Annotated in this window: 26 protein-coding genes and 2 tRNA genes; 7 read left to right on the top strand and 21 right to left on the bottom strand. The window is 42.5% G+C overall.

Annotation, left to right across the window (positions count from 1 at the left end):
• Positions 1 to 139: 139 nt before the first annotated feature.
• From HMPREF2983_RS10550 to HMPREF2983_RS10535, 4 genes are read right to left on the bottom strand one after another with little or no spacing between them, the layout of a single operon-like run.
• On the bottom strand, positions 140 to 1,294 hold the full coding sequence (locus HMPREF2983_RS10550) for a DUF6057 family protein (protein ID WP_070668173.1): 1,155 nt from the start codon (positions 1,292 to 1,294) through the stop codon (positions 140 to 142).
• A gap of 11 nt (positions 1,295 to 1,305) precedes the next feature.
• On the bottom strand, positions 1,306 to 3,378 hold the full coding sequence (locus HMPREF2983_RS10545) for an alpha amylase C-terminal domain-containing protein (protein WP_070668170.1): 2,073 nt from the start codon (positions 3,376 to 3,378) through the stop codon (positions 1,306 to 1,308).
• Between the two features lie 12 nt (positions 3,379 to 3,390).
• Positions 3,391 to 3,837 (bottom strand): NanQ anomerase/TabA/YiaL family protein, encoded by a 447-nt coding sequence (locus HMPREF2983_RS10540; RefSeq protein WP_070668167.1) that lies wholly within the window; start codon positions 3,835 to 3,837, stop codon positions 3,391 to 3,393.
• 25 nt (positions 3,838 to 3,862) lie between these two features.
• Positions 3,863 to 4,975: a phosphatidylinositol-4-phosphate 5-kinase gene (locus HMPREF2983_RS10535; RefSeq protein WP_070668164.1), complete on the bottom strand. Its 1,113-nt coding sequence runs from the start codon at positions 4,973 to 4,975 to the stop codon at positions 3,863 to 3,865.
• A 794-nt stretch (positions 4,976 to 5,769) separates the two neighbouring features.
• Between HMPREF2983_RS10535 and kdsB the strand changes: the two genes are divergently transcribed.
• A complete protein-coding gene (gene kdsB, locus HMPREF2983_RS10530) occupies positions 5,770 to 6,513 on the top strand; it encodes a 3-deoxy-manno-octulosonate cytidylyltransferase (protein WP_070668161.1) in 744 nt (247 codons plus the stop codon).
• On the opposite strand, the gene HMPREF2983_RS10525 is transcribed toward kdsB, so the two are convergent.
• Entirely contained in the window at positions 6,494 to 7,198 is a 705-nt protein-coding gene (locus HMPREF2983_RS10525; RefSeq protein WP_070668157.1) for a DUF2461 domain-containing protein, read from the bottom strand. The genes kdsB and HMPREF2983_RS10525 overlap by 20 nt on opposite strands.
• Before the next feature lie 55 nt (positions 7,199 to 7,253).
• On the opposite strand from HMPREF2983_RS10525, the gene nth reads away from it, so the two are divergent.
• Entirely contained in the window at positions 7,254 to 7,943 is a 690-nt protein-coding gene (gene nth / locus HMPREF2983_RS10520; protein ID WP_070668155.1) for an endonuclease III, read from the top strand.
• Between the two features lie 95 nt (positions 7,944 to 8,038).
• Here the strand turns inward: nth and HMPREF2983_RS10515 are convergent, their stop codons facing one another.
• Entirely contained in the window at positions 8,039 to 9,496 is a 1,458-nt protein-coding gene (locus HMPREF2983_RS10515) for an aminoacyl-histidine dipeptidase (RefSeq protein WP_070668152.1), read from the bottom strand.
• Between the two features lie 101 nt (positions 9,497 to 9,597).
• On the opposite strand from HMPREF2983_RS10515, the gene HMPREF2983_RS10510 reads away from it, so the two are divergent.
• Positions 9,598 to 9,792 (top strand): hypothetical protein, encoded by a 195-nt coding sequence (locus HMPREF2983_RS10510; RefSeq protein ID WP_004376079.1) that lies wholly within the window; start codon positions 9,598 to 9,600, stop codon positions 9,790 to 9,792.
• Between the two features lie 34 nt (positions 9,793 to 9,826).
• On the top strand, positions 9,827 to 10,447 hold the full coding sequence (locus HMPREF2983_RS10505; protein ID WP_004376078.1) for an OmpH/Skp family outer membrane protein: 621 nt from the start codon (positions 9,827 to 9,829) through the stop codon (positions 10,445 to 10,447).
• A gap of 161 nt (positions 10,448 to 10,608) precedes the next feature.
• Here the strand turns inward: HMPREF2983_RS10505 and HMPREF2983_RS10500 are convergent, their stop codons facing one another.
• On the bottom strand, positions 10,609 to 11,130 hold the full coding sequence (locus tag HMPREF2983_RS10500) for an RNA polymerase sigma factor (RefSeq protein ID WP_070668149.1): 522 nt from the start codon (positions 11,128 to 11,130) through the stop codon (positions 10,609 to 10,611).
• Between the two features lie 226 nt (positions 11,131 to 11,356).
• Here HMPREF2983_RS10500 and HMPREF2983_RS10495 point away from each other — a divergent pair, with 226 nt between their 5' ends.
• From HMPREF2983_RS10495 to HMPREF2983_RS10485, 3 genes are all read left to right on the top strand, one after another.
• Positions 11,357 to 11,869: a YcxB family protein gene (locus tag HMPREF2983_RS10495; protein WP_070668146.1), complete on the top strand. Its 513-nt coding sequence runs from the start codon at positions 11,357 to 11,359 to the stop codon at positions 11,867 to 11,869.
• Between the two features lie 12 nt (positions 11,870 to 11,881).
• The gene (locus HMPREF2983_RS10490; protein WP_070736637.1) at positions 11,882 to 12,304 is read left to right on the top strand and encodes a hypothetical protein; all 423 of its coding nucleotides are present in this window, start codon (positions 11,882 to 11,884) and stop codon (positions 12,302 to 12,304) included.
• A 115-nt stretch (positions 12,305 to 12,419) separates the two neighbouring features.
• Entirely contained in the window at positions 12,420 to 12,674 is a 255-nt protein-coding gene (locus HMPREF2983_RS10485) for a hypothetical protein (RefSeq protein WP_070668141.1), read from the top strand.
• 573 nt (positions 12,675 to 13,247) lie between these two features.
• On the opposite strand, the gene HMPREF2983_RS10480 is transcribed toward HMPREF2983_RS10485, so the two are convergent.
• From HMPREF2983_RS10480 to HMPREF2983_RS10415, 14 genes are all read right to left on the bottom strand, one after another.
• Positions 13,248 to 13,321, bottom strand: a tRNA-Asp gene (locus HMPREF2983_RS10480).
• A 27-nt stretch (positions 13,322 to 13,348) separates the two neighbouring features.
• A tRNA-Asp gene (locus HMPREF2983_RS10475) sits at positions 13,349 to 13,422 on the bottom strand.
• A 75-nt stretch (positions 13,423 to 13,497) separates the two neighbouring features.
• Positions 13,498 to 14,007: a GNAT family N-acetyltransferase gene (locus HMPREF2983_RS10470; protein WP_070668140.1), complete on the bottom strand. Its 510-nt coding sequence runs from the start codon at positions 14,005 to 14,007 to the stop codon at positions 13,498 to 13,500.
• Entirely contained in the window at positions 13,994 to 15,175 is a 1,182-nt protein-coding gene (locus HMPREF2983_RS10465) for a glycosyltransferase family 2 protein (protein ID WP_070668138.1), read from the bottom strand. Before HMPREF2983_RS10465 ends, HMPREF2983_RS10470 begins: the two co-directional genes overlap by 14 nt.
• Positions 15,176 to 15,198: 23 nt before the next feature.
• Positions 15,199 to 15,642, bottom strand: a complete 444-nt coding sequence (locus HMPREF2983_RS10460; protein WP_070668136.1) for a hypothetical protein — start codon at positions 15,640 to 15,642, stop codon at positions 15,199 to 15,201.
• The gene (recR, locus tag HMPREF2983_RS10455) at positions 15,639 to 16,250 is read right to left on the bottom strand and encodes a recombination mediator RecR (protein ID WP_004378790.1); all 612 of its coding nucleotides are present in this window, start codon (positions 16,248 to 16,250) and stop codon (positions 15,639 to 15,641) included. The genes HMPREF2983_RS10460 and recR overlap by 4 nt, the downstream gene beginning before the upstream one ends.
• A 5-nt stretch (positions 16,251 to 16,255) precedes the next feature.
• The gene (locus HMPREF2983_RS10450; protein WP_004372136.1) at positions 16,256 to 16,741 is read right to left on the bottom strand and encodes an outer membrane beta-barrel protein; all 486 of its coding nucleotides are present in this window, start codon (positions 16,739 to 16,741) and stop codon (positions 16,256 to 16,258) included.
• 104 nt (positions 16,742 to 16,845) lie between these two features.
• Positions 16,846 to 17,511: a B3/B4 domain-containing protein gene (locus HMPREF2983_RS10445; protein ID WP_070668134.1), complete on the bottom strand. Its 666-nt coding sequence runs from the start codon at positions 17,509 to 17,511 to the stop codon at positions 16,846 to 16,848.
• A gap of 89 nt (positions 17,512 to 17,600) precedes the next feature.
• Positions 17,601 to 18,764, bottom strand: a complete 1,164-nt coding sequence (locus HMPREF2983_RS10440) for a serpin family protein (RefSeq protein ID WP_070668278.1) — start codon at positions 18,762 to 18,764, stop codon at positions 17,601 to 17,603.
• A 673-nt stretch (positions 18,765 to 19,437) separates the two neighbouring features.
• Positions 19,438 to 20,529, bottom strand: a complete 1,092-nt coding sequence (locus tag HMPREF2983_RS10435) for an ABC transporter permease (protein ID WP_070668132.1) — start codon at positions 20,527 to 20,529, stop codon at positions 19,438 to 19,440.
• Between the two features lies 1 nt (position 20,530).
• Positions 20,531 to 21,613 carry an ABC transporter permease gene (locus HMPREF2983_RS10430; protein WP_070668130.1) on the bottom strand — a complete coding sequence of 361 codons (1,083 nt, stop codon included), beginning with the start codon at positions 21,611 to 21,613 and terminating at the stop codon, positions 20,531 to 20,533.
• 2 nt (positions 21,614 to 21,615) lie between these two features.
• Complete coding sequence (locus HMPREF2983_RS10425) at positions 21,616 to 23,085, bottom strand: ATP-binding cassette domain-containing protein (protein ID WP_070668128.1); 1,470 nt, start codon at positions 23,083 to 23,085, stop codon at positions 21,616 to 21,618.
• Positions 23,063 to 23,953: an HlyD family secretion protein gene (locus tag HMPREF2983_RS10420; RefSeq protein WP_070668275.1), complete on the bottom strand. Its 891-nt coding sequence runs from the start codon at positions 23,951 to 23,953 to the stop codon at positions 23,063 to 23,065. The genes HMPREF2983_RS10425 and HMPREF2983_RS10420 overlap by 23 nt, the downstream gene beginning before the upstream one ends.
• Positions 23,954 to 23,972: 19 nt before the next feature.
• A complete protein-coding gene (locus HMPREF2983_RS10415; RefSeq protein WP_070668126.1) occupies positions 23,973 to 25,214 on the bottom strand; it encodes a TolC family protein in 1,242 nt (413 codons plus the stop codon).
• Positions 25,215 to 25,346: the final 132 nt, after the last annotated feature.

Here is a 25,346-nt window from a genome sequence, read left to right as displayed (position 1 = left end):
TGTTTTTCAAGATTTTGAGGCTTCGGGGCATCCCAACGGCTCATTTTTCAAGAAAACAACTCGTCGGGGCTCCCCGAAACATTGTTTTTCCGAATTTCAGCCTCTCTGACCTGTCCACATGACAGACAGAGGACTTTCCCTAATGTTTCATCCGATAATAATAAACCCAATAGGTGTTTCCATAGGTATCTCGAAGAGCTGAGAGCCGCTCATTAAGATTGCTGTATTGCTTGATAAGCGACTGGAAATCGGCAAAATCAGCCTCCATAACACTATTATGATAGACGATATATGGGTTGGAACGCAGATGAGCATAAAGCACAAGAGCCTCACGATAATGTTTGGGAAGTGGTTGTTTCAAATTGTAATACTTACCAATTGCATGTACGAAAGCTTCCAAGTCGCCATCCAACAAATAGGCACAAAGCAAGTAATCATGAGCCACAGACGTAGCTAAATGATGCTGATGAACAAAACGAAGGTAATGCATTGCACTCATCTTCTGCCGAAACATGCCGCCTAAACGCTGATAAAAAGGGGCTTTCCCGCATATCAGATAACACACATTGGGATTGTCAGGGAGCATGACTGACGAACTGCCAACTAAGGAGTATTCGAATAATTTATCGGGAAGCAGACCTGCTAAAGACAGGGAATAGACACGCAAACTCGTCAAAGTAGAGTCCGTATGTAAAGAATGCGCATCCACCTTGACTGCCTTTTGATAATCACCTGCTTCTATACACTGCTCTATCTCCAATCGGGCATGGAGCACCTGACGATGATTTGAACAAAGCATCACAAAGACTAACAAGACCAACAGACCGCTATAATTGATCCATGCACGCCGACCGAGAAAACCATGAGAGAAATCCTGCGGTTCATAAGCCTGTAACTGACGGACATAGAACAGCAGAATGACGTTGACAACTATCAGGAGTGGTGCCGTCAACCACCACCAACCTAAAGTGACTCCATGCACAATATCACTATCAATAGAAGTCAATGCAGTCAGGCAGACAATGGAAGGCACATAGGTCAAAATATGAAATCTCCCCTTCACCCGAGTCAACATATAAAGACAAATCTGCATCAACCACAGTACAAATGTGATGATAACAGTACCAATCAAACGGCTATAATGGGTCTGTCCATTTGAAAGTACGTGCTGACCCATGGCCAACAAGTTATCCTGATAACAGTAGAGATAACAGAATGTGAATACTAAGAACAACAATGCACACACCACTCTGTAAGGGCGTGTGCTATGTTTTGTGATTAAATCAGCTGACATTTATTAAATCATCATTTTTTCTTTAAAACCAAAGCTGTACGTGCTGGCAGGTAAAGTTTAAGCCACTCTTTGTGTTCATTGACGTAGAACGGATCGTAATTTGTAAAATGCGTCAACGCATCATCATTGAAACCGTTCCCTCCAAAGGCCTTATTGTCGGTGTCGAGCACAATATTATAGCTGCCAACCGGAACGAGAAAGCCATAATCCGTAAACGATTTTGTCGGTGAAAAGTTGAATACAAAGAGCAAATCACCACGCATATAGGCCAGAACTTGATCGCCGTCGTTATGCCAAATCTCCTGAATGGCAGTGCGAATAAAGTTACGTTCATCCTTAATTACCTTCAACATTTCGCAGTCAAAGTCTCCCAAATAGTGATAATCAAGTTCCTTATTGTCAACGAGGTTCCACTGCCTGCGCGCATATTTGTAACTCCAGCCATTGCCTTCTCTCGGGAAATCAATCCATTCGGGATGCCCGAACTCATTTCCCATAAAGTTAAGATAACCGCCGTTGATTGTCGAAGCCGTAGCTAAACGTATCATCTTGTGGAGTGCTATACCACGGAAAGCCATATCGTTCTCGTCACCTTTCTTGAAATGCCAATACATATCAGCATCTATCAGACGGAAAATAATGGTCTTGTCGCCTACCAATGCCTGGTCATGGCTCTCACAATAAGAGATTGTTTTCTCATCAGCGCGCCGGTTTTTCACCTCCCAGAAGATTGAACTTGGCTTCCAGTCTTCGTCTTTCTGCTCTTTAATGATCTTAATCCAGAAGTCAGGAATGTTCATCGCCATACGATAATCAAAGCCATATCCACCATCTTCAAACTTGGCAGCAAGGCCTGGCATGCCACTCACTTCCTCCGCAATGGTAATTGCTTTGGGGTTGACTTCATGGATGAGTTTATTGGCCAAGGTGAGATAACAAATGGCATTGTCGTCTTCATGACCATTGAAATAATCGCCATATCCGCCAAATGCTTCACCCAATCCATGGCTGTAATAGAGCGTTGAGGTAACGCCATCGAAGCGGAAGCCGTCAAAATGGAATTCCTGAAGCCAATACTTGCAGTTTGACAGCAGGAAATGTATAACGTCATCTTTACCATAATCAAAGCAAAGACTATCCCATGCAGGATGCTCATGACGCTCTCCCGGATAGAAATACTGGTTGGGATCGCCTGCAAGATTACCCAACCCTTCCACTTCATTCTTTACAGCGTGTGAATGAACTATGTCCATAATCACCGCAACCCCCTTGGCATGGGCTGCATCAATCAAAGCCTTCAGCTCCTCGGGGGTACCGAAACGACTTGAAGGAGCAAAGAAAGAACTGACATGATAGCCGAAAGAACCATAGTAGGGATGCTCCTGTATGGCCATAATCTGAATGCAATTATAGCCATCTTTGACTATTCGGGGCAGCACATTATCCTTGAACTCCGTATAGGTGCCCACCTTTTCTGCATCCTGACTCATTCCGATGTGGCATTCATAAATCAACAACGGAGAGGTTTGAGGTTTGAAATTATTCTTCTTCCATTGGTAAGTTTCCTTGGGACTCCATACCTGTGCTGAGAAAATCTTAGTCACCTCATCCTGCACAACACGCGTTGCCCAGGCTGGAATACGTTCTCCTTCTCCTCCATTCCACTTCACATGCATCTTAAACAGATCACCATGATGCATGGCCTTTTCAGGCAAACGAAGTTCCCAGTTGCCCGTCCCTTCAATGCGTTTAGCAAGATATTTTTCATCCTCCTGCCAATTATTGAAATCTCCAACCAAATAGATAGCCGTGGCATTCGGTGCCCATTCACGGAAAACCCAACCACGGGAAAGCTTATGCAGACCATAGTAATCATAGCCACTTGCAAAATCCGACAAACTCTTCTTGCCTTCTTGGGTCAGCTGTGAGAGTTTCCACAAGGCATGGTCATGGCGTCCGCGAATGGCATCCTCATAGGGTTCCAAATACGGATCATTCTTAACAAGACCGATATGTTTCGTGGTCTGAGGTTTCTTCACAGTCTTAGCAATCTTCTTTTTTGAGGTTTCTTTCTTTGTTTCCATAGTCAAATGCAATTATTTTTTAACCTTGAAAATAGCCTTTTTCATACATTCTGCATCAGCAATACATGGTGCATGAGCGTCCTGCGGGAAGAAAACGGCAAACTGTCCAGGCTTTACTTTCACATAGGTTTGTGCCGAAATACTGGAGATTTTTGCAATGTCTTTCTCTTCATCGAACGTCACCTTGGGCAAGTCTTCAACTGATGAATAGCCAAAAATCTCGTCTGTCGTGAGCGGTATCTGAATGTCTATCATACGCCGATGATATTCCAACACTGCTTCTTCCTGCGTTTTTCCTTTACATGTTTCAATGTTCACAAACAGTTCTTTACCCTTGATAACATGCTTTCCTTCTTCAAGCTGCACGAGCTGATGCGTCTGCATGAATGTGACAACATCTGCAAAAAGCGGATGCAAGGCCACATATTTCCCAAGATTTTCTATTCTGTCAACTATCATTTCCAAACAAATTGAAATTCTCTAATCAGTCTTCAAAACGGCGACCAAGCTCATAGCGACCTGTACGTGTAATGTTTCCATTACGATCTTTCTCTACAAAACGACCATCACGGCGGTCGTCTACATAACTGCCTTCAAACCGGTTGCCATTCTTGTCCACTTCAATGGCAGCACCGTTGCGCAGACCTTTCTTGTAAGTTCCCTTGAAACGGCTGCCATTGGCATAGTGAATGATAATCTCTCCTTCAATCTTTCCGTTCTTGAATTCACCTTCAAACTTGTCACCGGCTTTCTTTGTCAGCTTGCCATGACCATTCTGCAGATCGTTCTTCCACTGTCCGACATAGACATCACCCGAACGCCATTCAAACGTGCCTTGACCGCTTTTGGCCCCATCTTCAAAATGTCCTGTATAGCGATCTCCGTTGGCATACTTGAAGATACCTTCTCCGGTGCGTTCTCCCTGAACGTAATCTCCCTCGTAGACATCGCCATTCTGAAACTTATAGATGCCTCGGCCATTCTGTATGTCATCAGCCCAATTGCCTATATATACGTCACCATCGGCATATTTATTCGTCCCTTTTCCAGACCGTTGATTATTAGCCCACATACCATCATATGTAGTTCCGTCCCCCCAATCAAAGAAACCGCGGCCACTCTTCTGGTCATTCTTCCACTGACCCTCGTAATATGCGCCACTCGAATAGGTGTAACGCCCCTTTCCCTCGCGCTTATCCTGGACCCAATTCCCCTCATATTTGTCGCCATTATAATAGTACATCGTGCCCTGTCCCTGCTGATAATCGCGAAACCAAAGGCCTACATACTTATTGTTATTGGCAAAATAAAAAGTACCACGCCCGTGTTGCTGGTCTTGAAACCATTGTCCTTCGTAGCGTTCACCATCCGAAAACGAATAGACACCATAACCTTCACGCTTTCCTTTGATATATTCTCCTTCGTAAGTATCGCCATTCTTGAATACGGTATGCCCCTTTCCATTCGGTTTCCCGTTCATCATCTGTCCCTTATATTGTCCTCCATCATGCGTAGTACACGACCCCAAGACAATCTTTTGTGCCGACAAAAGCAGAGGCATAAGCAAAGCGTATATGAATAATATAAGTTTTTTCACTGTATTCTCTATTATAGTTTCAAGGCCAAAGATAAGAAAATAATAGAAGACAACAAAATAAGTTAGCGTTTTTTATTATAATATTCTGAATGTTATCTATCCCTAAATATATAGTTTTCTTTCTTTCATCATCAACCTGTTACAAGCAACCTAAACCTTATAATTCCGATAAACGATTTATGTGTTAATTCATTTGAAAGATATTTACGATTGCATTCTGTAGGCTCACTGATTTGAAATAGAATTCTCCCCGACTCTACATATAGGCTATTTTTCATGAATTTATAATCTATTGACTATCAAAATATTACACAATTAAGTAAAAATTACAATGTCAAATCACGCAGAAAGATGTTGCAATTTGTATCAAATCACACTATGATTTGAGTCAAGTTACACTCCAATCTGACTCAAAAGACAGTGTAACTTAAGTCAAATTACAACACATTATGAATGAGATTACAGGCCAAAGCCTTTGAAATCAGAAAAACATCTCCATTTTATGGCGCCTGCTTTTCTATTTGGTCTCCTCTGGATATGTTAAAAACTGATTAAGAATATTTACAGAAAAAGGAGGTTTCTACATTTGTCATCCAATCACATTGGTAGTGAAATCATAAACCAAGCAACTTACATTACACGCTATCTCTCTGGAAGAAAGTATCTTAACTGCATGATATTATAGCTTATCTATAAGGAAGAAGAGGAACAAAAAATAAGCTTTTAGGATCCATTTCCTATGTTTTTATCCTATTTTTTATTAATTTTGCGGTAATAATAAGAAACTATACAAAATGAAATTCATTGGATTAATTCCCGCCCGCTACGCTTCAACGCGCTTTCCGGGCAAGCCTTTGGCGCTGTTGGCAGGCAAGCCTGTCATTCAACATGTATATGAACAGGCAGCCAAAGTGTTAGATGCTGTCTACGTTGCGACCGACGATGAGCGTATATATAATAAGGTTACAGAATTCGGAGGCAAGGCCGTGATGACCTCTACTGAGCATCATAGTGGCACAGACCGCATTGAAGAAGCCCTTGAAAAGGTTGGGGGCGACTTCGATGTTGTTGTAAATATCCAAGGCGATGAGCCTTTTATTGCCCAGAGTCAGATTGAAACGCTGTGCCATTGCTTCGAGGATGAAGTCACACAGATTGCCACATTAGGAAAACCTTTCGAATGTATTGAGGCCGTAGAAAACCCCAACTCGCCCAAGATTGTAGTTGATAATCGTGGCTATGCCATGTATTTCAGCCGCAGCGTCATACCTTTTGTGCGTGGTGTAGAAAGGCAAGAATGGCTCAAGAAATATCCTTTTCTGAAACATTTAGGTATCTATGCCTACCGCACCGAAGTGCTGAAAGCAATCACCCGACTGCCCCAATCGTCACTCGAACTGGCCGAAAGCCTCGAGCAACTGCGTTGGTTGGAGAATGGATATCGCATAAAAGTGGGCATCACAAATGTCGAAACTGTGGGTATAGACACTCCGGAAGACCTACAACGTGCCGAAGACTTTATTCGTAATCGTCAATAACATTGTTCATAAAGTCCATCATTGGCTTGGCTGTCTTAAAGATATCAGTGATTTTCTTGAGCCAACTGTCGCCTTCAAAGAATTCATCTGATACGGCATGCCAACAGCAATAATCTTTCATGCGCAGGTATTCCACAAACTCATAATCGCGCGGAAAACCTTTAGGAGCTGTCTTTAAGCTTGCCAATCCAAAGCCTTTTCCACCCGGCTCATCCCATTTTCCCTCGTTAGGATAGCCAAAAAGCTTAACAAACTTCCCATTCTCAACGCATTTTCTCCATTCATCGATATTACCCATAATCTCATTTCGGCAAGCCGTCAGAATGTTTGTAGGCAACCAGTAGGAACCAACGCCTAAGAGACATTGACCTGGTTGCAGATGAATGTAATAGCCACCGCGCAGCGCTTTCTTGCCATGTGCACAGATATAAGCGCCGAAATGGTCTTTGTAAGGACGCTTATCTTCACTGAAACGCGTATCACGATTGAAACGATAGCAGGCATCTTTGGGCGTGATATGCGAGATAGAGGCATCAAACTGCGCAATAGTTGCCACGGCTTGTGCTACTCCTTCCTCGAAATTCTGCCTGCATATGTCATATTCTGCCTTATGTTCATGAAACCAATCCCGGTTGTTATTGGCCGAAAGTTCATGTAAATAACCTAATATTCTCTTTGTATTCATTGTTTTTTATCTATCTATTGTTGCAAAGATACTATATTTTTTATACTTTTGCCACATGACAAGAAAAGAAAGATTCAATTATATTTTAGATTACTTCCGAAAGGAACAAGGCCCGGTTACCACCGAACTTGAGTTTGGAAGTGCATTTCAGTTGATTGTTGCAACATTACTCAGTGCACAGTGTACAGACAAGCGAATCAATATGATTACGCCCGAACTATATCGCCATTACCCCACGGCCGAGGCTATGGCACAGGCTGATTGGGAGGATATCTTCCAACTGATAAAGAGCGTGAGCTATCCAAACTCCAAGGCACACCACCTGAGTGAGATGGCAAAAATATTGGTGGAGCGTTTCAATGGCGAGGTTCCCGACAACACGGATGACTTGACCCAACTTCCGGGAGTAGGCCGAAAGACGGCTAATGTGGTACAAGCCGTGTGGTTTGGAAAGCCAACCTTGGCCGTTGACACTCATGTATACCGCGTCAGTCACCGCTTAGGACTCGTTCCTGAAACGGCAAACACACCGTTGAAAGTAGAGTTGGAGTTGATGAAATACATACCGAAAGCAGATGTAGGAAATGCACATCACTGGTTATTGTTACATGGAAGATATATTTGCAAAAGTCAAAGACCACAATGCCAAGACTGCCCTTTCAACACGTTTTGCCCAACAGGAGTCAAGATATTGAAAGAGAAACTAGCTTCTGCACCTTCTGAAACAGCGGTAAAGAAACCATAATTTTATAAGTAATTCATAGAAAAGCCTCACTCTCAAAGTCCCTAATAGGAACTGTTGAAAGTGAGGCAGTTTCATTACTTATTACCTATAAGATTTTATTCTTGTGGAATGTTCTTCAGAATTTCAAGCAAATGATCCCATACCATCTGTACGGTTGGGATATACAGACACTCATCCGGCGTGTGAACATTACGCAGAGTCGGTCCGAAACTAACCATATCAAGTTCCGGATATTTCTCAGAAAAGAGACCACATTCAAGTCCGGCATGAATACCTTTCACGGTTGGTTCTTTCTTAAACAGCTTCTTGTAAGCGTCCACCGTGATTTTAACAAGATTGCTGTTAGGGTTCATCTTCCATGCAGGATAGCCGTCATTCTGAACCACTTTGCCACCACTCAGCTCGAAAACAGCCTTGACCGTATTGGCCATATTCGTGAGATTACTCATCACATTGCTTCGTTGACTGGCCACAATCACAACCTTATTGGCTTCACTTTGCACGCTGGCAACATTGCTTGAGGTCTCAACCATATAGGCAAGTGCCTCATCCTGGCAAGTTGTAAGCGGGCCATTATCAAGCGCCTGCAATGATAATATCAGACCACGAGAAGTCTGCTGTGGCATCACTTGCTGACGATCAACACTCTCCATGCCCCAATACATTGTAGGATCTGTTACATGGAACTCATCTTCAACACCTGCAGTGAACATATTCCAGTCGGCCATTACCTCTTCTTTACGGTCAGCAGGCACTGCAAAAATCACCTTTCCATCACGTGGAATGGCGTTATGCATCTTGCCGGAGTTCCATTGTGCTAAGCGAAGTTCCATTTTGTTCTGCTCCATATAAAGGAAACGAGCCATTATCTTAATGGCATTTGCACGCTTCTTATTAATATCATCGCCCGAATGTCCACCGTTCAAGCCCTTCAAAGAAGCCTGCATGAAGAAGAAATCAGCTGGTACATCCTCACGTGTGAAATCGTAAGTAACCGTTGTATTGATGCCACCTGCACACGAAATGAATATCTGTCCCTCATCTTCAGAGTCGAGATTGATAAGATATTTGCCTGTCATGAAACCAGACTTCATACCAAATGCACCTGTCAAACCTGTCTCTTCGTCACGCGTAAAGACGCACTCTATTGGGCCATGCTCAATGTCATTACTATCAAGGATAGCTAATTCTATGGCACAACCGATACCGTCATCAGCACCAAGTGTTGTACCTTTGGCACGTAACCAATCACCATCGACATAGGTTTGAATGGCATCTTTATGGAAATCAAAATCCACATCAACCAGCTTGTCGCATACCATATCCATATGACTCTGCAGGATTGTCGTTGCTAAATGCTCCATCCCTTTGGTTGCAGGCTTACGGATAATGACATTACCAGTTTCATCTTCCTGCACTTCAAGGTTGCGCTCAGCTGCAAACTTCTTAAGATATGCAATCATATTCTCCTCGTGTTTAGAAGGACGAGGTATCTTATTAATCTCTGCAAACTGCTCAAACACGCGAGCAGGTCTTAGTTCTACATTACTCATTTTTTATATCTTTTTATTTTGTTTTATTTTGTTCTTTTGTCGATTTATATTACCTTTGCCCATATTTAAGTGCCAAGAGGTTCACTGCAAAAGTAATAAAAATGATCAAGACATTAGTATTGAGCGTGTTAATAATTGCTATATCTATGGCGTTATTAGGCATAAAGCTCATCTTTCAGAAGAATGGTAAGTTCTCTTCACAGCATATTCACGACAATCCAGGGCTGCGGAAACAAGGCATCCACTGTGTTATTGATCAGGATAAAGAAGCACGTAAGAAGAACAGGGCATATTAACAACAGATTAAAAACAAAAAACAAATAAAAGGAAATGAACAAGAAAAACATTCTTAAGACAATGGCTGTGGCTGCAATTGCAACCTTGGCTATGACAAGTTGCAACCAGTCTGCCCCAAAAGTAGATGCAAAATCTGATGCCGCTCAGCCTACATCAAAAGAAATGAAGATTGCCTATGTCGAGGTAGACAGCATCATGAGCCAGTATCAATTCTGCAAAGACTACTCTATGGTGCTTCAGAAGAAAGGACAAAACATCCAGAATACCCTCGCAACAAAACAGCAACAACTGCAAGCTGCAGCTGCAAACTTCCAGCAAAAAGTACAGCAAAACGCTTACACTCGTGAGCAAGCAGAGGCTATTAACGCTGGTCTTCAGAAGCAGAACTCCGATCTTCAGGTGCTCAATCAACGCTTAAGTACAGAGTTCCAGACTGAAACTGAAAGATATAACAATGCGCTTCGCGATAGTATTCAGCACTATCTGAAGGTTTATAACAAAGATAAGAAATACAGTCTCATCCTCAGTAAAGCCGGTGATAATCTGCTCTATGCTGACAAGGCATTGGATATTACCAATGAAGTCATTGCCGGTCTGAATAAAGCCTATAAGCCTTCAGCAAAGATGGCAGCTTCAGTTCCTGCAAAAAAATAGGAAACTTTCCTCGTCCCTCTCCTCAAAAAGAACAGGGAAGAATATGCAAATAGAGCCTGCAAAAGCTTATTTTGCAAGACAATATAAATATAAAAAGCCTCTTTTCTCACAGTTATTAAGAAAGAAAAGAGGCTTTTTAATTATATAGGTAAGGCTCATGTTCACACCAACTCCCTCTTCATAAACTCCCTTACTCCCTTTCTCGCATCTCCCAAACAATGCTCCACACTTTTATATTTCACAGCCAAAGTCTTGGATATTTCACTGACTTTCATACCTTGATAAATATGGAGACGATACACACGCTGTTGTCTGACAGTTAAACGAGCTATACCCTGCTCAAGAAATTCCTGAGTTTCAGCAACAGAACAGACCGACATGGGATTGTCATCAGTAGTTTTCAAACCATTAAATTTTATATAATGTTCGTAATCATCAACATAGTGACGATGACGCCAATAATCACAAATCAGATTGCGAGCAGTCGTATATACCAAACAAGGTAGGGTCACGGGAGTAATCATCTTGTCTGCCGTCATGAGCTTTAGAAATACATTCTGCACGATGTCCTCAGCCTCTTCACCATGTTGCATGAGCCGTTTGGCAACGAAAAGTCTCACCTCTTCGTAGTGCCTTCGATAATAGTCTGCAATCACGCTAAAGTCAGTACAGATGGTTTTCATACCTGTGTTCTGATTAATTATTGGTTATTTTCTTTTACAAAGATAATGCTTTTATTTTATTATACTGCCCATATTTCACCACATTTTTACGATAAAAATGGATAAAACGAGCACTTTGTTACACTACAAAAACTTTATGATTGTATAGAGAAAGAAAGGAAAACAGACTGAAACCATACAACTTTGAACAATATTTCCTATATTTGCTCTCTCAAAACTTACCATTATGGAAGAACCTAAAATAATTATAACAAAGAAACCTCTCAAGGAAGATTTCATCATGTTCAACCGCGTTATAAGCAACACGGAATACCATTTCAACCGCTCTGCCACCATTGCAAGCATCGCAATGCTACTTATATGGGGCCCCTGTATCCTTTCTACCGCTACTCATGATCCTATGCTCACTGTCAAGCTAAGCATATTCGCTGTTCTCTTAACAGCTTTCTACAACTGGTATATAAGAAAGCGGAGAGACCGCAGAGCAGCTAAACTCTACGAACAGAACAAGGTATTAAGCAGTATGACCAAATTCAAAATATCGCTTTTCGACGACCATTTTGAGAGTCAGACCGATACAGAGCAAAGCACTGTCTCCTATGACAAACTCTACAAAATCATAGACACACCAACGCATTTTTATTTCATGTTCACGAAGAATCAGGGCATCATCATTGCCAAAGAAGATGAGAAGCTGAATGGTTTTGTTTTGAAACTGAAAGAGAAATACAATCTATAAAACCGATTTCTCATGGAAAAAGAAATATATTCTCCACGCCATACTATCAGAAACCTTGCGTTGGCAAACCTCTTAATCTATCTTTTGATGGTAGCTTGTAACCAGATTCAAATGATAATATGGTTCTTTAGTGATGAGAATTCTATCCTGTTCGGTATGGATTTACTCTCTTACACGCTTTCGTTTGCACTCGCCTATCCCGTTGGAGGAGCAGTTGCATGGATATTCTTCAATATAGATTCATGGATAAAAATGGCCATTCTGCAAGTTTTTATCAGTAATCTTTTCATATTGGCACTATGCTTTCTGCCTTCTATGGACTTTGATCTGTTTACCCTCATACTGCTTACCATATACTTTATCTTTGGTGGTCTCTGCTCAATCTTCGTCATATTCATTTGCTGTTATATATTCAGGAAATCATTCGAAGATTGATTTGAGCGAGGAGAAGTTGGCAACATATCAGATAAATCTATCTGTAATGCTTGATATATTCAGTGAAAATTCATTACCTTTGCACCCACTAACTCTCAAAAAACAATAGAAAACTATGAATAACTGGATAAAGATTGCACTGCTTGTTGCTTTCCATGGACTTATGATGACAGATTATTATTATTGGGATAAGGCACGAATTGCACTGACAACCTTCAAAGTTTATAATACCCACATGCCTGCATTTCGGCAGTTTGCACTAAGCCAACTCGACACCTTGGGCTACATATTGATAGCCAACGTGACGATGATTGCCCTATTGGTTGTGTGGATTTGTCTCACTAAGAAAGCCTCCCGCAAATCTTCATAAAGTGACAAGAACAAACATACGAATAGAGAATAAAGGGAAAAAAGCACAACTTCAAAGAGTAGTTTTGTAAAATTTATTATGCAAAAAAAGCGTCGTTTCAACTTCACCTTCCAGGAAAAAAGAAGCGGATAAAATGGTCTTTTCTCATCATTCAGACCTTGTCATCCTCTCTTTTGACTGACTATTTTACATCACAAGCGTCATCATGCACCGCTATCTCTATCAGTTTACAGGCTGACAAGAGCCAACTAAGCGTGCCATCTGCACCATTTCACACTCCATTTCCTATCAAAACGCGTCATTTTGAAACATTAGAAAACGGTCTGCTTCCTATTGAAATTCATAATTTCCTGATTGACAATACATTAACAAACGCCTTCAAAACTCGCGTATTTCCAACCAGAATGTTTTCCTTTCAGAATATCGTAATTATACGAAGGCATTTGTAAAATAAGTTCATGAAAATGATACAGCAACAGTAAAGTATTCATTTCATCAGCCATAATGTAAAAGAAAGTCTGATCCATTCATTGCAGGAACGAAAAAACCTCATGACTTTTGCCATGAGGTTTGCGGTGCGTACGAGACTCGAACTCGTGACCTCCTGCGTGACAGGCAGGCATTCTAACCAACTGAACTAACGCACCAGTCGGCAAATTCAACAAAGATAACAGCGGTGCGTACGAGACTCGAACTCGTGACCTCCTGCGTGACAGGCAGGCATTCTAACCAACTGAACTAACGCACCAATGCACCTTGTTCTGAATTGCGAGTGCAAAGGTAATGATAATATTTTATTCTTCCAAACGTTTCTATGCCTTTTTTATAAAAAATATTGCAATAAATGCGCATCAATAAAGGCTCCCTCATCACACAACCAATCCTTCAAAACAACATTATCACTGAAACCCAATGATTTAAGAAGATGCAGAGAGGGAATGTTTGCAACTGATACGACAGCATAAACCTGATGCAGATGTATCACCTTTCGGGCATAGTGGAGCATGAGTTTCAGAGCTTCTGTGGCATAGCCACAACGGCGATAGCCCCGTTGAATGATGATTCCGACCTCTGCCCTATTGTGTTGTGGATTGAAATCTACAAGATCAACCAAACCGACACATTGTCCTTCGGCATTCTCTATCATGAGTCTCACCTGCCGATCTGTATAGATATCCCCTGTAGCATGAGCGATATAATCATGCAACAGATAGCGGGAATAAGGCACATTTACAGCACCGACATGCCACATTTCGGCATCGTTTTCAATCTCATAGAGCACATCAAGATCCTCGGGCTCCATGGCTCTGAGTTTCACTTTACCCTTCTTCATATATAATTTCCTCTGCAGTTATCAGGGTTTTACGGCGATATGTGCCCAACGAACAGCGTTCATCAGCACGCAGAGCCATATCTTTCAACACATAGGCATAGTCGAAAACCTCCATGTCATAAACCAAATAGAAACGTTGACAAGCCTCTTCAAGAGAAACTGAAGGCATCGAAGTCTGGTTGCCCTCAATGAAACGAGCCTTCAAGCCATTATTTATTGCAATCTTTCGGCAGGCATAAAGCATTGCCTCGCGACCAATAAAAATATAGCAACAGTCATCTTTCCGATGCTTCGAAGATAGGTTAAAAGCCCGCAATATCATGCTTATTAACTGATGAAACATGGCAGCCAAGGCCTTGAAGAAAATGGCAAACTCCAATGGCATGCCAATCAATGAGGCTGCAGAATAGTGCTTACGGATAAAAATAAGCATGGCCTTATAAAACACATGCACGTAACGAAAAGAAGTCTTTGCAGTGCTTTCGCCTTTATAATGCAGTATGTTGAGTGGCAAATACCAGTTCTGCCAACCGTTGTGGAGCAGCTGATAGCTCAGTTCAATGTCCTCCCCATACATGAAATAATCCTCATCCAACAAACCTACTTGCAGCAAAGCCTCACGTCGCAACAAACAAAAAGCACCGCTGACAACCTCTATTTGCTGGGCATCATTCCATGAAATGCCTCCCATATAATAATGTGCAAGGCGGTTGTTATTAGGAAAAAGTCGACAGAGTCCTGTCATTTTATAAAATGCAGTCATAGGAGTTGGAAGCCCACGGCGGCTTTCCAAAGCAGGCTTACCATCAGCTTTGAGCATGCAAACTCCTGCAGATCCAGCCTCAGGATGCTGTTGCATGAAAGCCAAAGCATCTTTCAAAACATTTTCACCGACAATAGTATCTGGGTTCAACAGCAACACATACTCTCCTCTACTCTGTCGGATACCAATGTTATTGGCACGTGCAAAGCCTTGATTATGAAAGCTCTGAATAAATAGAACGTCGGGAAAAAGTGGCTTCAGATAAGCCACACTATCATCTTTCGAGTGGTTATCAACAACGATTATCTCGGCTTCAAGCCCTTCTATGGCACGGCAAACGGAGCAAAGACATTGCTCCAAATAAAGCCTGACATTATAGCTGACGATGATTACCGAGAGTTGCATAATCTGCCAAGAAGATTGATAATTTAAGACTTGAGCATATCATTGTATTCCTGTTCACAGCGTTCTTGCGAAGGAAATACAAAGAAGCAGGCCAAGAAAAGAATAATGGCCATATAACCAAAAGCCACATTCATAAAGAGATAATAAAGCACTGCATTGACCAACATCGGCACTAAAAGCATGTCAATCCGCACAAGTGAGAATGCAAGAAAGGTGCTATGAAGCTGACTGTTATCCTTTCTTACAGTCTCACGAATAGTGCCAAACTTAAACAATCTAAGTGCAATGGGAATGGAACAAATCGTGATAATCTCCATCACCGAAGTGAGCATAAAGTCAGAATTGGCATCAGTATGCAACGTTCCTACAAGCTCAAACACATCGTTTTCATTGAGAACGACCCATAACAAAGCTAACCCCAATGAGAAAAGATAATTGAGAAGAAGAATTTTCTGAATGCGTTTCATTGTTTAAAAGGTGTTCGATTAATAATAGACCGACCGAGGGTCACCTCATCGGTATATTCAAGTTCATCGCCAACAGAGATGCCACGGGCAATCACACTGACATCAACCCCATAAGCTGCAAGCTTACGTGAGATGTAGAAATTCGTCGTATCACCCTCCATGGTGGAGCTTAAGGCAAGAATAACTTCCTTCACTTTGCCACCCTTCACACGCTCCACAAGCGACTCTATCTCTATATCATTAGGGCCAATACCGTCCATTGGAGAGATGATACCGCCCAAAACATGATACAACCCGTTATATTGCTGGGTCTTTTCTACGGCCATAACGTCCTGAATATTCTCCACTACACAGATTGTTGTGTCGTCCCTTCGGATGTCAGAACATATCGGACACACATCTGTATCACTGATATTATGACATACCTTGCAGTATTTCACATCGTGCTTCAGTGTAGTGATGGCCTTTCCAAAGGCATCTACTTCTTCATTTTCACGCCGGAGCATATACAATACAAGGCGCAAAGCTGATTTGCGCCCTATACCTGGCAGCTTAGCAAACTCGCTTACTGCCTTCTCCAACAATGCAGAAGGATATTTATCTGACATGAAAATTAGAGATAAATGCCAAAACCGACCTTCAAACCAACGGTAGAATATTTGCTATGATCCTTGAAACTCTGATCGTAGTAGATAGCCGGTTCGATGGTTACCGTGCGACTAATGAAGAAAGCATAACCCACTTCAACGCCTGGCATAAAGTCATTATAACTCTTTGTATGCACGAATTTAGCATTGACACCAAGGTAAATACCATTCTGTTCTATATAATAACGACCACCAACACCCAGTGACATACTGTTTGGAGTGCCTTTACTTGAACTTGTCTGGAAACTTGCATTACCTAACAACATCAGGTCATCTTCAATCATATAACCCAATTTTGCCTGAACACCAAGGTTCAGTTCATCAGCTCCGTTATAGCTTAAATTCAGACCGGTTAATGATGCTCCGGAATAAAGTTTACCTTCTTCAAACTGTGCACTGGCAGTAATCGTCATCAACAATGCTGTCACCAGCAGGATAATTTTCTTCTTCATAATTCTATTTTTCCTTATAAAACTCTAATTAAATAGTTAAATATACATGGAGTAATAGTGCAAATTTAATGATTTTATCACAGCCTACAAAATTTTGAACGGCTTTATTTATAGACAAAGAAACGGCCTCCGTCGCTGCCGGCATACTTTCGAAGCAGTTCTTGAATATACAAAGCATTAGCTCTGACACAGTCTTCTTTGCCGTCATATCCATTGATAAGCACCAAGAGATGAGTTGTTTGAGCCGTTATCTTCGTGCGTTCATGATCGCTGGTAGGCGTTCCTACGCCCCCGATTTCATCGCGATAGACTGGCAAACCCTCTATGTTTATCAAGCCACGTCCTATCCCTTCATAAGGCTCATCGGCTTTTCCTATGCCTAAAGTCAGCTGTTCACCCACCATTTTATCAGCGTCAAAACCACCGATACTATATCCATAGACTATCGAAGCCAAGTTAATCAAGTCTACCAAAGTATCGATTTGGTAAAGCTTCTTTCCTTGTAATATTCTACGAATTAAAGCTTCAGAGGCCGGACGATAGCGCGAAGGATCCTTTCCACAAGCCCGATATATGCGACGGGTTGCTGCAATTCCACTGACATCTTTCAGTGTTTCTGTGGTAAGTTCAGCGCGAAACCGTCCACTAATTGCATGAATTTCCTTCCACAACTCACTGTTATAATCAGAGTTAACAACCTTAGCTTCCACGCAAGCCCCAACAAAATCAGGACAAACTTGCTCTATTTCCTTACTTACAATGACTTTCATAACGAACACAAATGTAGGCAAAAAAATCAAGAAACATAGGCTTTCATTTCACAAAAACAAATCGAACAGCTCACGACAAGCCCATTGTTTTAAGGTTGCTGATACTCTCCCATGAAACAAATTGCGCCAAACCGATTGGTCACTACATAGAAAAATGGATGATCGCAACACACAGAACGCTTCTCTATTTCCTTTTTCATAGGTTCATCAATGGCACTAAGTACAGCCACTTCCACCGTAGTTTTAGCCTCAGCATGTGTGCGCTGTTCATTGAAATCAATCTTCACTTCCTGCTTGACATCATCAACATAGGCTCGTTCTGCCACCATATTGGAGAGGTTGGCACGCTTGCTGTCGAAAGCATCCTGCATGCCTAACTGCTTCAAAACGCTTTTCATGCCATTCTTTTTGGCTACACTGAACTTTGGAAACCATAGACTTACATCGGCCATCTTCATCTGTTTCACAGCCTGTCGCCATGAAGTAGCATTCATATCAGAAACAACCGACGCTAACTTCTTCCCTGTCTTAGGCAGTAACACATAGAGATTGAAGTCGCCTTTATATGGAATTTTAACCAACTGATAATCATCTGTTTCCATATAATTGAGGTCGAATTGACCCCTCATCATCGGCACCTTAGTTGCCTTTCCCTGTTCGGTCGTGAATGAATGGGGCTCCGTCTCCGTTGGCTCAAAAGCCTCTTTCCATACTCCTTCAAACGTCAATGTGTTGCTGAGAATTATCTTTTGAGCTTCATCTCCTGCTTCAATTGCAGCAAAATAATTCCGTATCATGCGCTCTTCAAAGGCCGGGAGCAAGTTAACGCCTGCGCCAACAGCCACCTTGTTCTCGCTTGTCAGTGTAGCAACTTCGTCATCAGAACTTTCCGAACGACTCTTCACCGTTGCAGCATCAGCCAATAACATCTTACGACATAAACTGTCTGTTAATCCTTCTCGCCCTAAAACATGATTTATCTGCTGTTGTGTCACGCCTTCTGCACCGGCATTCAGCATATTCAAAGCATAGCAAAGACCAAGTGGAGAAACCAAGATGTTCTCTTGATTACTGTGCATCTTGTGGAGAAACTGAAAGGCCACGCCATTCACCATGCTGTCAATTTCAGCGCGTTCCGTGCCGTTCACCGTGAATTTACCATACTTTCCTGCAGCCTCTTCCTGTAGAGTCGGTGCCTTACAAGCTACTAAAAGTGCAGCCAAAGCCCCTATATACCATTTTGTTTTCATCATGTTTTGATAATATTTTAATTTGAATTTATACCAAATGACTATCCTATTTATCATAGCTTCTTTTGCAAAGATAAGACTTTTTCATACAGATTGCTATATTTTTCATATGAATTTTCCTTAAAAGTACAGACAAAAGAAAGGATTTAATGCCTCTGAAAATGGATATGAAGCACTCACTAAATAGTATAACTATGTAAATTTTGCATCACGGTTTTTAACACTTCAAGACACGACCAAATAGAAAATAAAAAATAAGGAAACAGACTATTCTGGCCCATTACACACTGCCAGAAATTCAAAATCCATGCTCCTTGTGTGCAATTCAAGCCACTTTAGCATGTCATTTGCGCCATTTCAGCGTATAATCTGCATCACTTCAGCGTGCAATTTGACGTAGATTGCAGGCTAACTTGCGTCAAATTGCATGATATTTTCACATCAAGTAAGCACGAAAAATCTATCAAATGAAATAACATGTTGACTTTCAAAAACTTACAAAACAGCCTCAAAACTCCCGTATTTCCGTCCAACTGATTTTGATTTTTGAATATCGCAAGCATTTGAAAGCTTTTGTAAAAGAAATTATAAACCTATCCGAACCTTTCTTTCGAAGAGGTAGAACAGATTAAAAATCATATTTTCCTCCTTCTGAGGAGTAAGGAGAAGCTTGCTTTCAGCTATTCTTCCGATAGCTCAAAACAGCCCAACTATCAAAGAAAATGGCAAATCCTGTGAGGCCAAGCAGCTGAGGAAGAATGCTATGGAAATCCCCTCCGCGCACGAAAACCGTACGAATGCCGTCAATAAAATAAGTCACCGGATTTATATATGTCGTCAGATAAGCCCACCGGGGCATAGAGCGCACGGGCGTGAGCAAGCCACTCATCAACATGAACACTAACAAAAAGAACCATAATACGAACATGGCCTGCTGCATGGTCTGGTTGTAATTGGAGATCACAAGACCGAAACCGCTGAAGACAAAGGCCAAGAGAAGGGCTAAAAGATAAACTAATCCCAAGTTACCCTCACACGTAAAACCATAGATAAGCCATGCCAAACCAAAGCAGATTGTCATCACAACCAATCCAAGAAGCCAATAAGGAATGAGTTTTGCCATGATAAACACAGACTTACTCACAGGCGTTACGTTGATAGCTTCAATGGTTCCGGCCTCCTTCTCGCTTACGATATTCAACGCAGGCAAAGCTCCACAGACAATCATCAGCAGGAGTCCCATGAGCGAAGGGATCATAAACAGCTTACTATCCAAATGCTTATTATATAGATATAAGGTGGAAACACGGTCGTTCAAGGCCGTAATCAGCCCCTCGGGAGTTACCGCTTCGGTTACAATGCGGTTCATATAAGCAGCCCCCAGCATGCCTTTCGACCCATTGACAGCATTCACAGCAATAAGCACTTGAGGGTTTTCACCTCGCATTCTGTCGCGTTCAAAATGGGCGGGAAGCTCCACTATCACGTCTGCTTCAGACTGTTCTACGGCGCTCAAAGCATCAGCATAGGAAGTCTTTTGTCCTTTGAAGACGAAATAATGACTGGCTTCTATACGATGCACCAACTGTTGCGAGAGTGTAGATCGGTCGTTATCAACCACTACCACCGCGACATTTTTCACCTCCATATTCATCACCCAGGGAAACACACACATGATAACCACAGGATAAATCAGCGCTAACACTTTCAGAAAGCGATTGCGCCACATCTGTAAGAACTCCTTATAAACGAGATAACGTATCAGCATTTTATTCCAATCTTTTATTAAACTTCAACAATGCTGCAGTCAGAAAAAGAACGGTCATGCCTGAAAGTACCACGATTTCTGACACGACATGTTGAATTCCTACGCCCATAATAAGCAACTTCCGCATGGCAGATATATAATATCTTGGAGGCATCAATGCTGAAACCCACTGTAAAATGCGTGGCATACTCTCTATAGGGAACATCATGCCACTCAACAAAGTACTGGGCATCAACAGCATAACAGCCGACATTAACAAGGCTGCCATCTGTGTCTCTGCTATCGTACTAATCAATAAGCCCAAAGATAAGCCCAAGAATATATATATGGCAGACACCATGAAGATAAGCCAAAGACTACCCGAAATCGGTACCCACAACACATAACGCGCCATGAGGAGAATACTCAACAGCACAACAAATGACAACGCAAGATAAGGCATTGCCTTAGACACAATGATAAGCAGAGGGCGTACAGGAGACACCAACAAGACTTCCATAGTGCCCCGTTCTTTCTCACGTACAATACTGATACTCGTCATCATTGCACATATCAACATCAGCAACATACCCATGATGCCGGGCACAAAATTATAGGAACTCTTCATCTGTGGATTATAAAGCATCTTTAGAGAAACGCTGTTTGGCACTTCTTTCTGCATGACATTCATGAGTTGGGTACCCATAATCTGCGAGGCATAGTTGCTGTATTGCTGTGCCATATTGGGGTCGGTACCATCGGTAATGAGCTGAACGCCATCATGTCTGCTGGCAAAATCATAACTGAAAACCACCCCCATGTCAGCCTTTTGATTGCGAATGAGCTGTTCTGCTTCGGCTGGCGTGTGCACCTGATACATCACATTGAAGTATTCCGATTGGTTAAGTGCATCGACAATACGCTGTGTCTGGTGATCAACTTGCGAAGTAACAACCACTGTTCTCACATTTCTCACATCGGTAGAAATGGCGAAACCAAAGATTAACATCTGTATGATGGGCATGCCAAACAAAATCATCATCGTGCGCTTGTCACGTGTTATATGCTTGGTTTCCTTAATGATAAATGACCAAAACTCTTTCATAACTAATCACTTTGTCGGGTGGATTGACGTGCCAGAAGTGTGAATACGCTGTTCATATCAGGCTTGCGAAAGCGCGTTTTCAACTCGGACGGTGTACCGATAGCACTGATTTTACCGTCAACCATGATAGAGATGCGGTCGCAATACTCGGCTTCATCCATGTAATGTGTGGTCACGAAGACCGTTATTCCACGATGAGCAGCCTCATAAATCAACTGCCAGAACTGTCGCCTTGTGGCTGGATCCACACCGCCTGTCGGCTCATCAAGAAACACGATATCAGGTTCATGGAAGATGCTGACAGAGAAAGCGAGCTTCTGTTTCCAGCCCAAAGGAAGGGAAGAAACAATAGCATGGGCATGGTCGGTGAACCGCAAACGCTGCAATAACTGAGTGAGTCTGGTGTTTATCTCGGTTGATGTCATTCCATAGATATGGCCGAAAAGTCGGATATTTTCTACCACGGTGAGATCTTCATAGAGTGAGAATTTCTGACTCATGTAGCCGATATGCCGCTTGACTTGCTCATACTGTATAGACACATCAAAGCCTGCAACGGTAGCATGTCCGCTTGTAGGCTGGTTGAGTCCTGTCAGAATATGCATTGCCGTGGTCTTTCCTGCACCATTAGCTCCCAAAAAACCGAAGATTTCTCCACGGTGAACATTAAACGAAATATCATCAACGGCATGAAAATCTCCAAAGGCTTTCACCAAATGCTGCACCTGAATAACCTCTTCTTCAGCTTCTTCCTGCATATTTTTTGTATCATGTTCGAGGGCAGGAGGATTGAAAACATCTTTGAATTCCTCTAATATAGCATCAGGATCCCCCACTCCTTTCAGGCTTCCTTCATGTAAGAATGCCACGCGATTACACCGCTTCACTTCATCAATATAGGGCGTAGAAACAAAAATAGTGATGCCTTTTTGCCGTAATGTTTCAAGCATTTCCCAAAACTCTTTACGGCTAACAGGGTCAACACCTGTGGTAGGTTCATCGAGAAAAAGAATGGAAGGCTGATGCACCAAAGCACAACAAAGCGCCAACTTCTGCTTCATACCACCAGACAACGCGCCTGCCCTGCGCGTCTTGAAACGCTCAATCTGCGAATAGATTGGGGCTATCAAGTCATATCCTTCGGCTATGGTTGTGGAGAAAAGTGTAGCAAAGAAGTTTAGATTTTCCTCTACTGTGAGGTCTTGATAGAGTGAGAAATGACCTGGCATATAGCCTACCCAACAGCGAATGCCTTTCATTCCTGTCACTACATCATAGCCATCGACACTGGCACTTCCCTCATCTGCCAGCAACAGTGTAGTCAGGATGCGGAACAATGTGGTCTTCCCTGCCCCGTCAGGCCCTATGAGTCCAAAGATCTCTCCACGGCAAACTTCGAACGAAACATCATTCAAAGCCCGTACCTTTCCATAGTTTTTTGACAGTCGGCTAACGGAAATTGACTTCTCCATACATACCAATTTTGATGTTACCATCATTCTTTACAGCTACCTTTATGGCATAAACTAAATCCGCACGCTCGTCATCCGTGAGGATTGTCTTAGGTGTAAATTCACTCTTAGAAGCTATCCATGCCACTGTACCGGGATAGCTTTTACGCTGCTTTCCACCATAATCTGCATAGACCGTTACACGTTGTCCGAGGCGCACTTTCTGCAGTTGTTGGCTTGTGATATAAGCACGCAGAAAGAGCTTATCAACATCGGCAACCTTGAAAAGTGGCTTTCCCACTATTGCAAACTCTCCCTGTTGGGCATACTTCTCAAGTACAACTCCGTTGATAGGTGACGATATATGACATTTCCTCAATTGGTCAACGACTTGCAGTTTCTCAACATCTGTCGTCCCCATTTGTGCGTTCAAGCTACGCGTTGAGGTTCCTAACGTAGCACTTTGAGCTGCCAACTGCCGTTGCAACACAAGCAACTGACTCCGCGAATCATCTAAGATCTTGCGGTTTGCAGCCCCGTCTTTCACGAGTTCTGCATAGCGGTTGACTTCTTCCTGTGCCTTAACGACCTGCTGACGCAAAGCTGCAATCTGCGTATTTGTATTCGGTTTCTGTGCCTGATAGACCATCTTCACAGCTCCAATCTGGCGTGCTTTCAGATAGAGTTGCACCGTATCGATACATCCGACCTCTGTTCCTGCCACGACTTTTCCGCCTTCCTCTACATCAAAATGCAGCAATTTACCCGTCTGTTCGGCAGAAACTGTTACCTCGGTAGCCTCGAAAGTGCCCGTTGCATCAAATGATTTATCGTTATTACTGCAGGCCGTCATCAAGAGCAAAGCCGCAAATGGCATTATCTTTTTCATCATCATGTGAAGTTTATAATTATTGATTGATTTTCGTTTTGAGTGCATAAAGAGCTTCTATCAGCTGAATTTCGTGAGTAGAACGCTGCTGACGTGCCTTTGAAACGGCATTGATGTCGCGCAACATCTCATTGACACTCTCCGTACCCAAACGCACTTTCTTCTCGCTTTTATCACGAATTTGCTCACGAAGTCTGACGATTTCATCGTCACGGACAAGCTGTTTCTTCAGCATAGCAATGTTTCCTTCGGTGTTTTCCACCTCCAAACGGTTGTTGAAAAGGAATGTAGCCCGCTCGCTTTCTACCTGCTGTCGCTCCACATCAAGCTTGCGAAGGTCATTCTTCCGCGTATAGAGTGCACCGATATTCCAACTTAGTGTCAGCCCACCGGCCAGCATTCCATTCTTCATCAAATCAGTAACTTTGGTATGATAAATGCCCATTCCAAAGGCTTTCAGCGTAGGAAAGAGGCGGGAATTAAGTTGTTTGCGCTGTGCTTCTAACAGAGATTCGCGTGCCTGATAATAGGAAAGTTCCGGCCGATAGACCTCTCTTGTCTTCAACTCCAAGGCTATCGGCATCTGCAACTGTACATCATTGCCTAACGATTGATGTATGAAGAGTCCCAACATCCTTATATAAGCCGACCGTGAAGCCTGCTGCGCATCAAGCAACTGCAAAGCATTTTCCTGTTCAACAGCCACGGCATCGACATCACTTTGATTGGCAATGCCTCCTTTCTGCATTGCTTCCACAGTTTTACGGCTAAGACTTAAATCTTCCTGCAACAATTGTGTATGCTTGATTTGGGCATCCAACAACAGCACACCGAAGTAGAGTTGCTCCACACGACGGTTCAAATCATACATTGAAACAGCCAACTGCTGATGCTGAACATCGGCTTGTGCACGCGCGATTTGGCGCTGCGCATGGATTTGTCCGCCATCATAAACATTCTGATTAACCATTACCATGCCCGAAGCCATGGTGTTCTTTGTGCCTATGCCTAAGCGTTTCATCCGATCATTCACATCTAATAAATCCGTAAATGCAACCCCACTGACCGATGCCGAAACTTGGGGAAGCCAAGCCTTTGCCGCATTTTCAAGGGTGAAATCGCGTGTGAGTTCTATCAAACGATACTGACTCACGGCGGGATAATTGGCCTCGGCTCGCTGCTTGCAAGCCTCTAATGTGAGCGACTGTGCCCACAACTGCAGGGGCAAAACGCAACAACATATCAAGATTTTCCTTTTCATTGTTCTGTTATCTAACTGCTGCAAAGATAGAACAAAATGTATGATGATGTGTTATCCTTTTCTATTGGATAATGTTCTTTTCGTAAGATACGAAGTAAAAAAAGCGCTTTGAAAGGCAAAATTCATTATCTT

Origin of the sequence: Prevotella sp. HMSC077E09, assembly GCF_001814685.1 — a bacterium.
Lineage (GTDB): Bacteria > Bacteroidota > Bacteroidia > Bacteroidales > Bacteroidaceae > Prevotella > Prevotella oris.
This window is presented reverse-complemented; position numbering and strand designations above follow the sequence as displayed.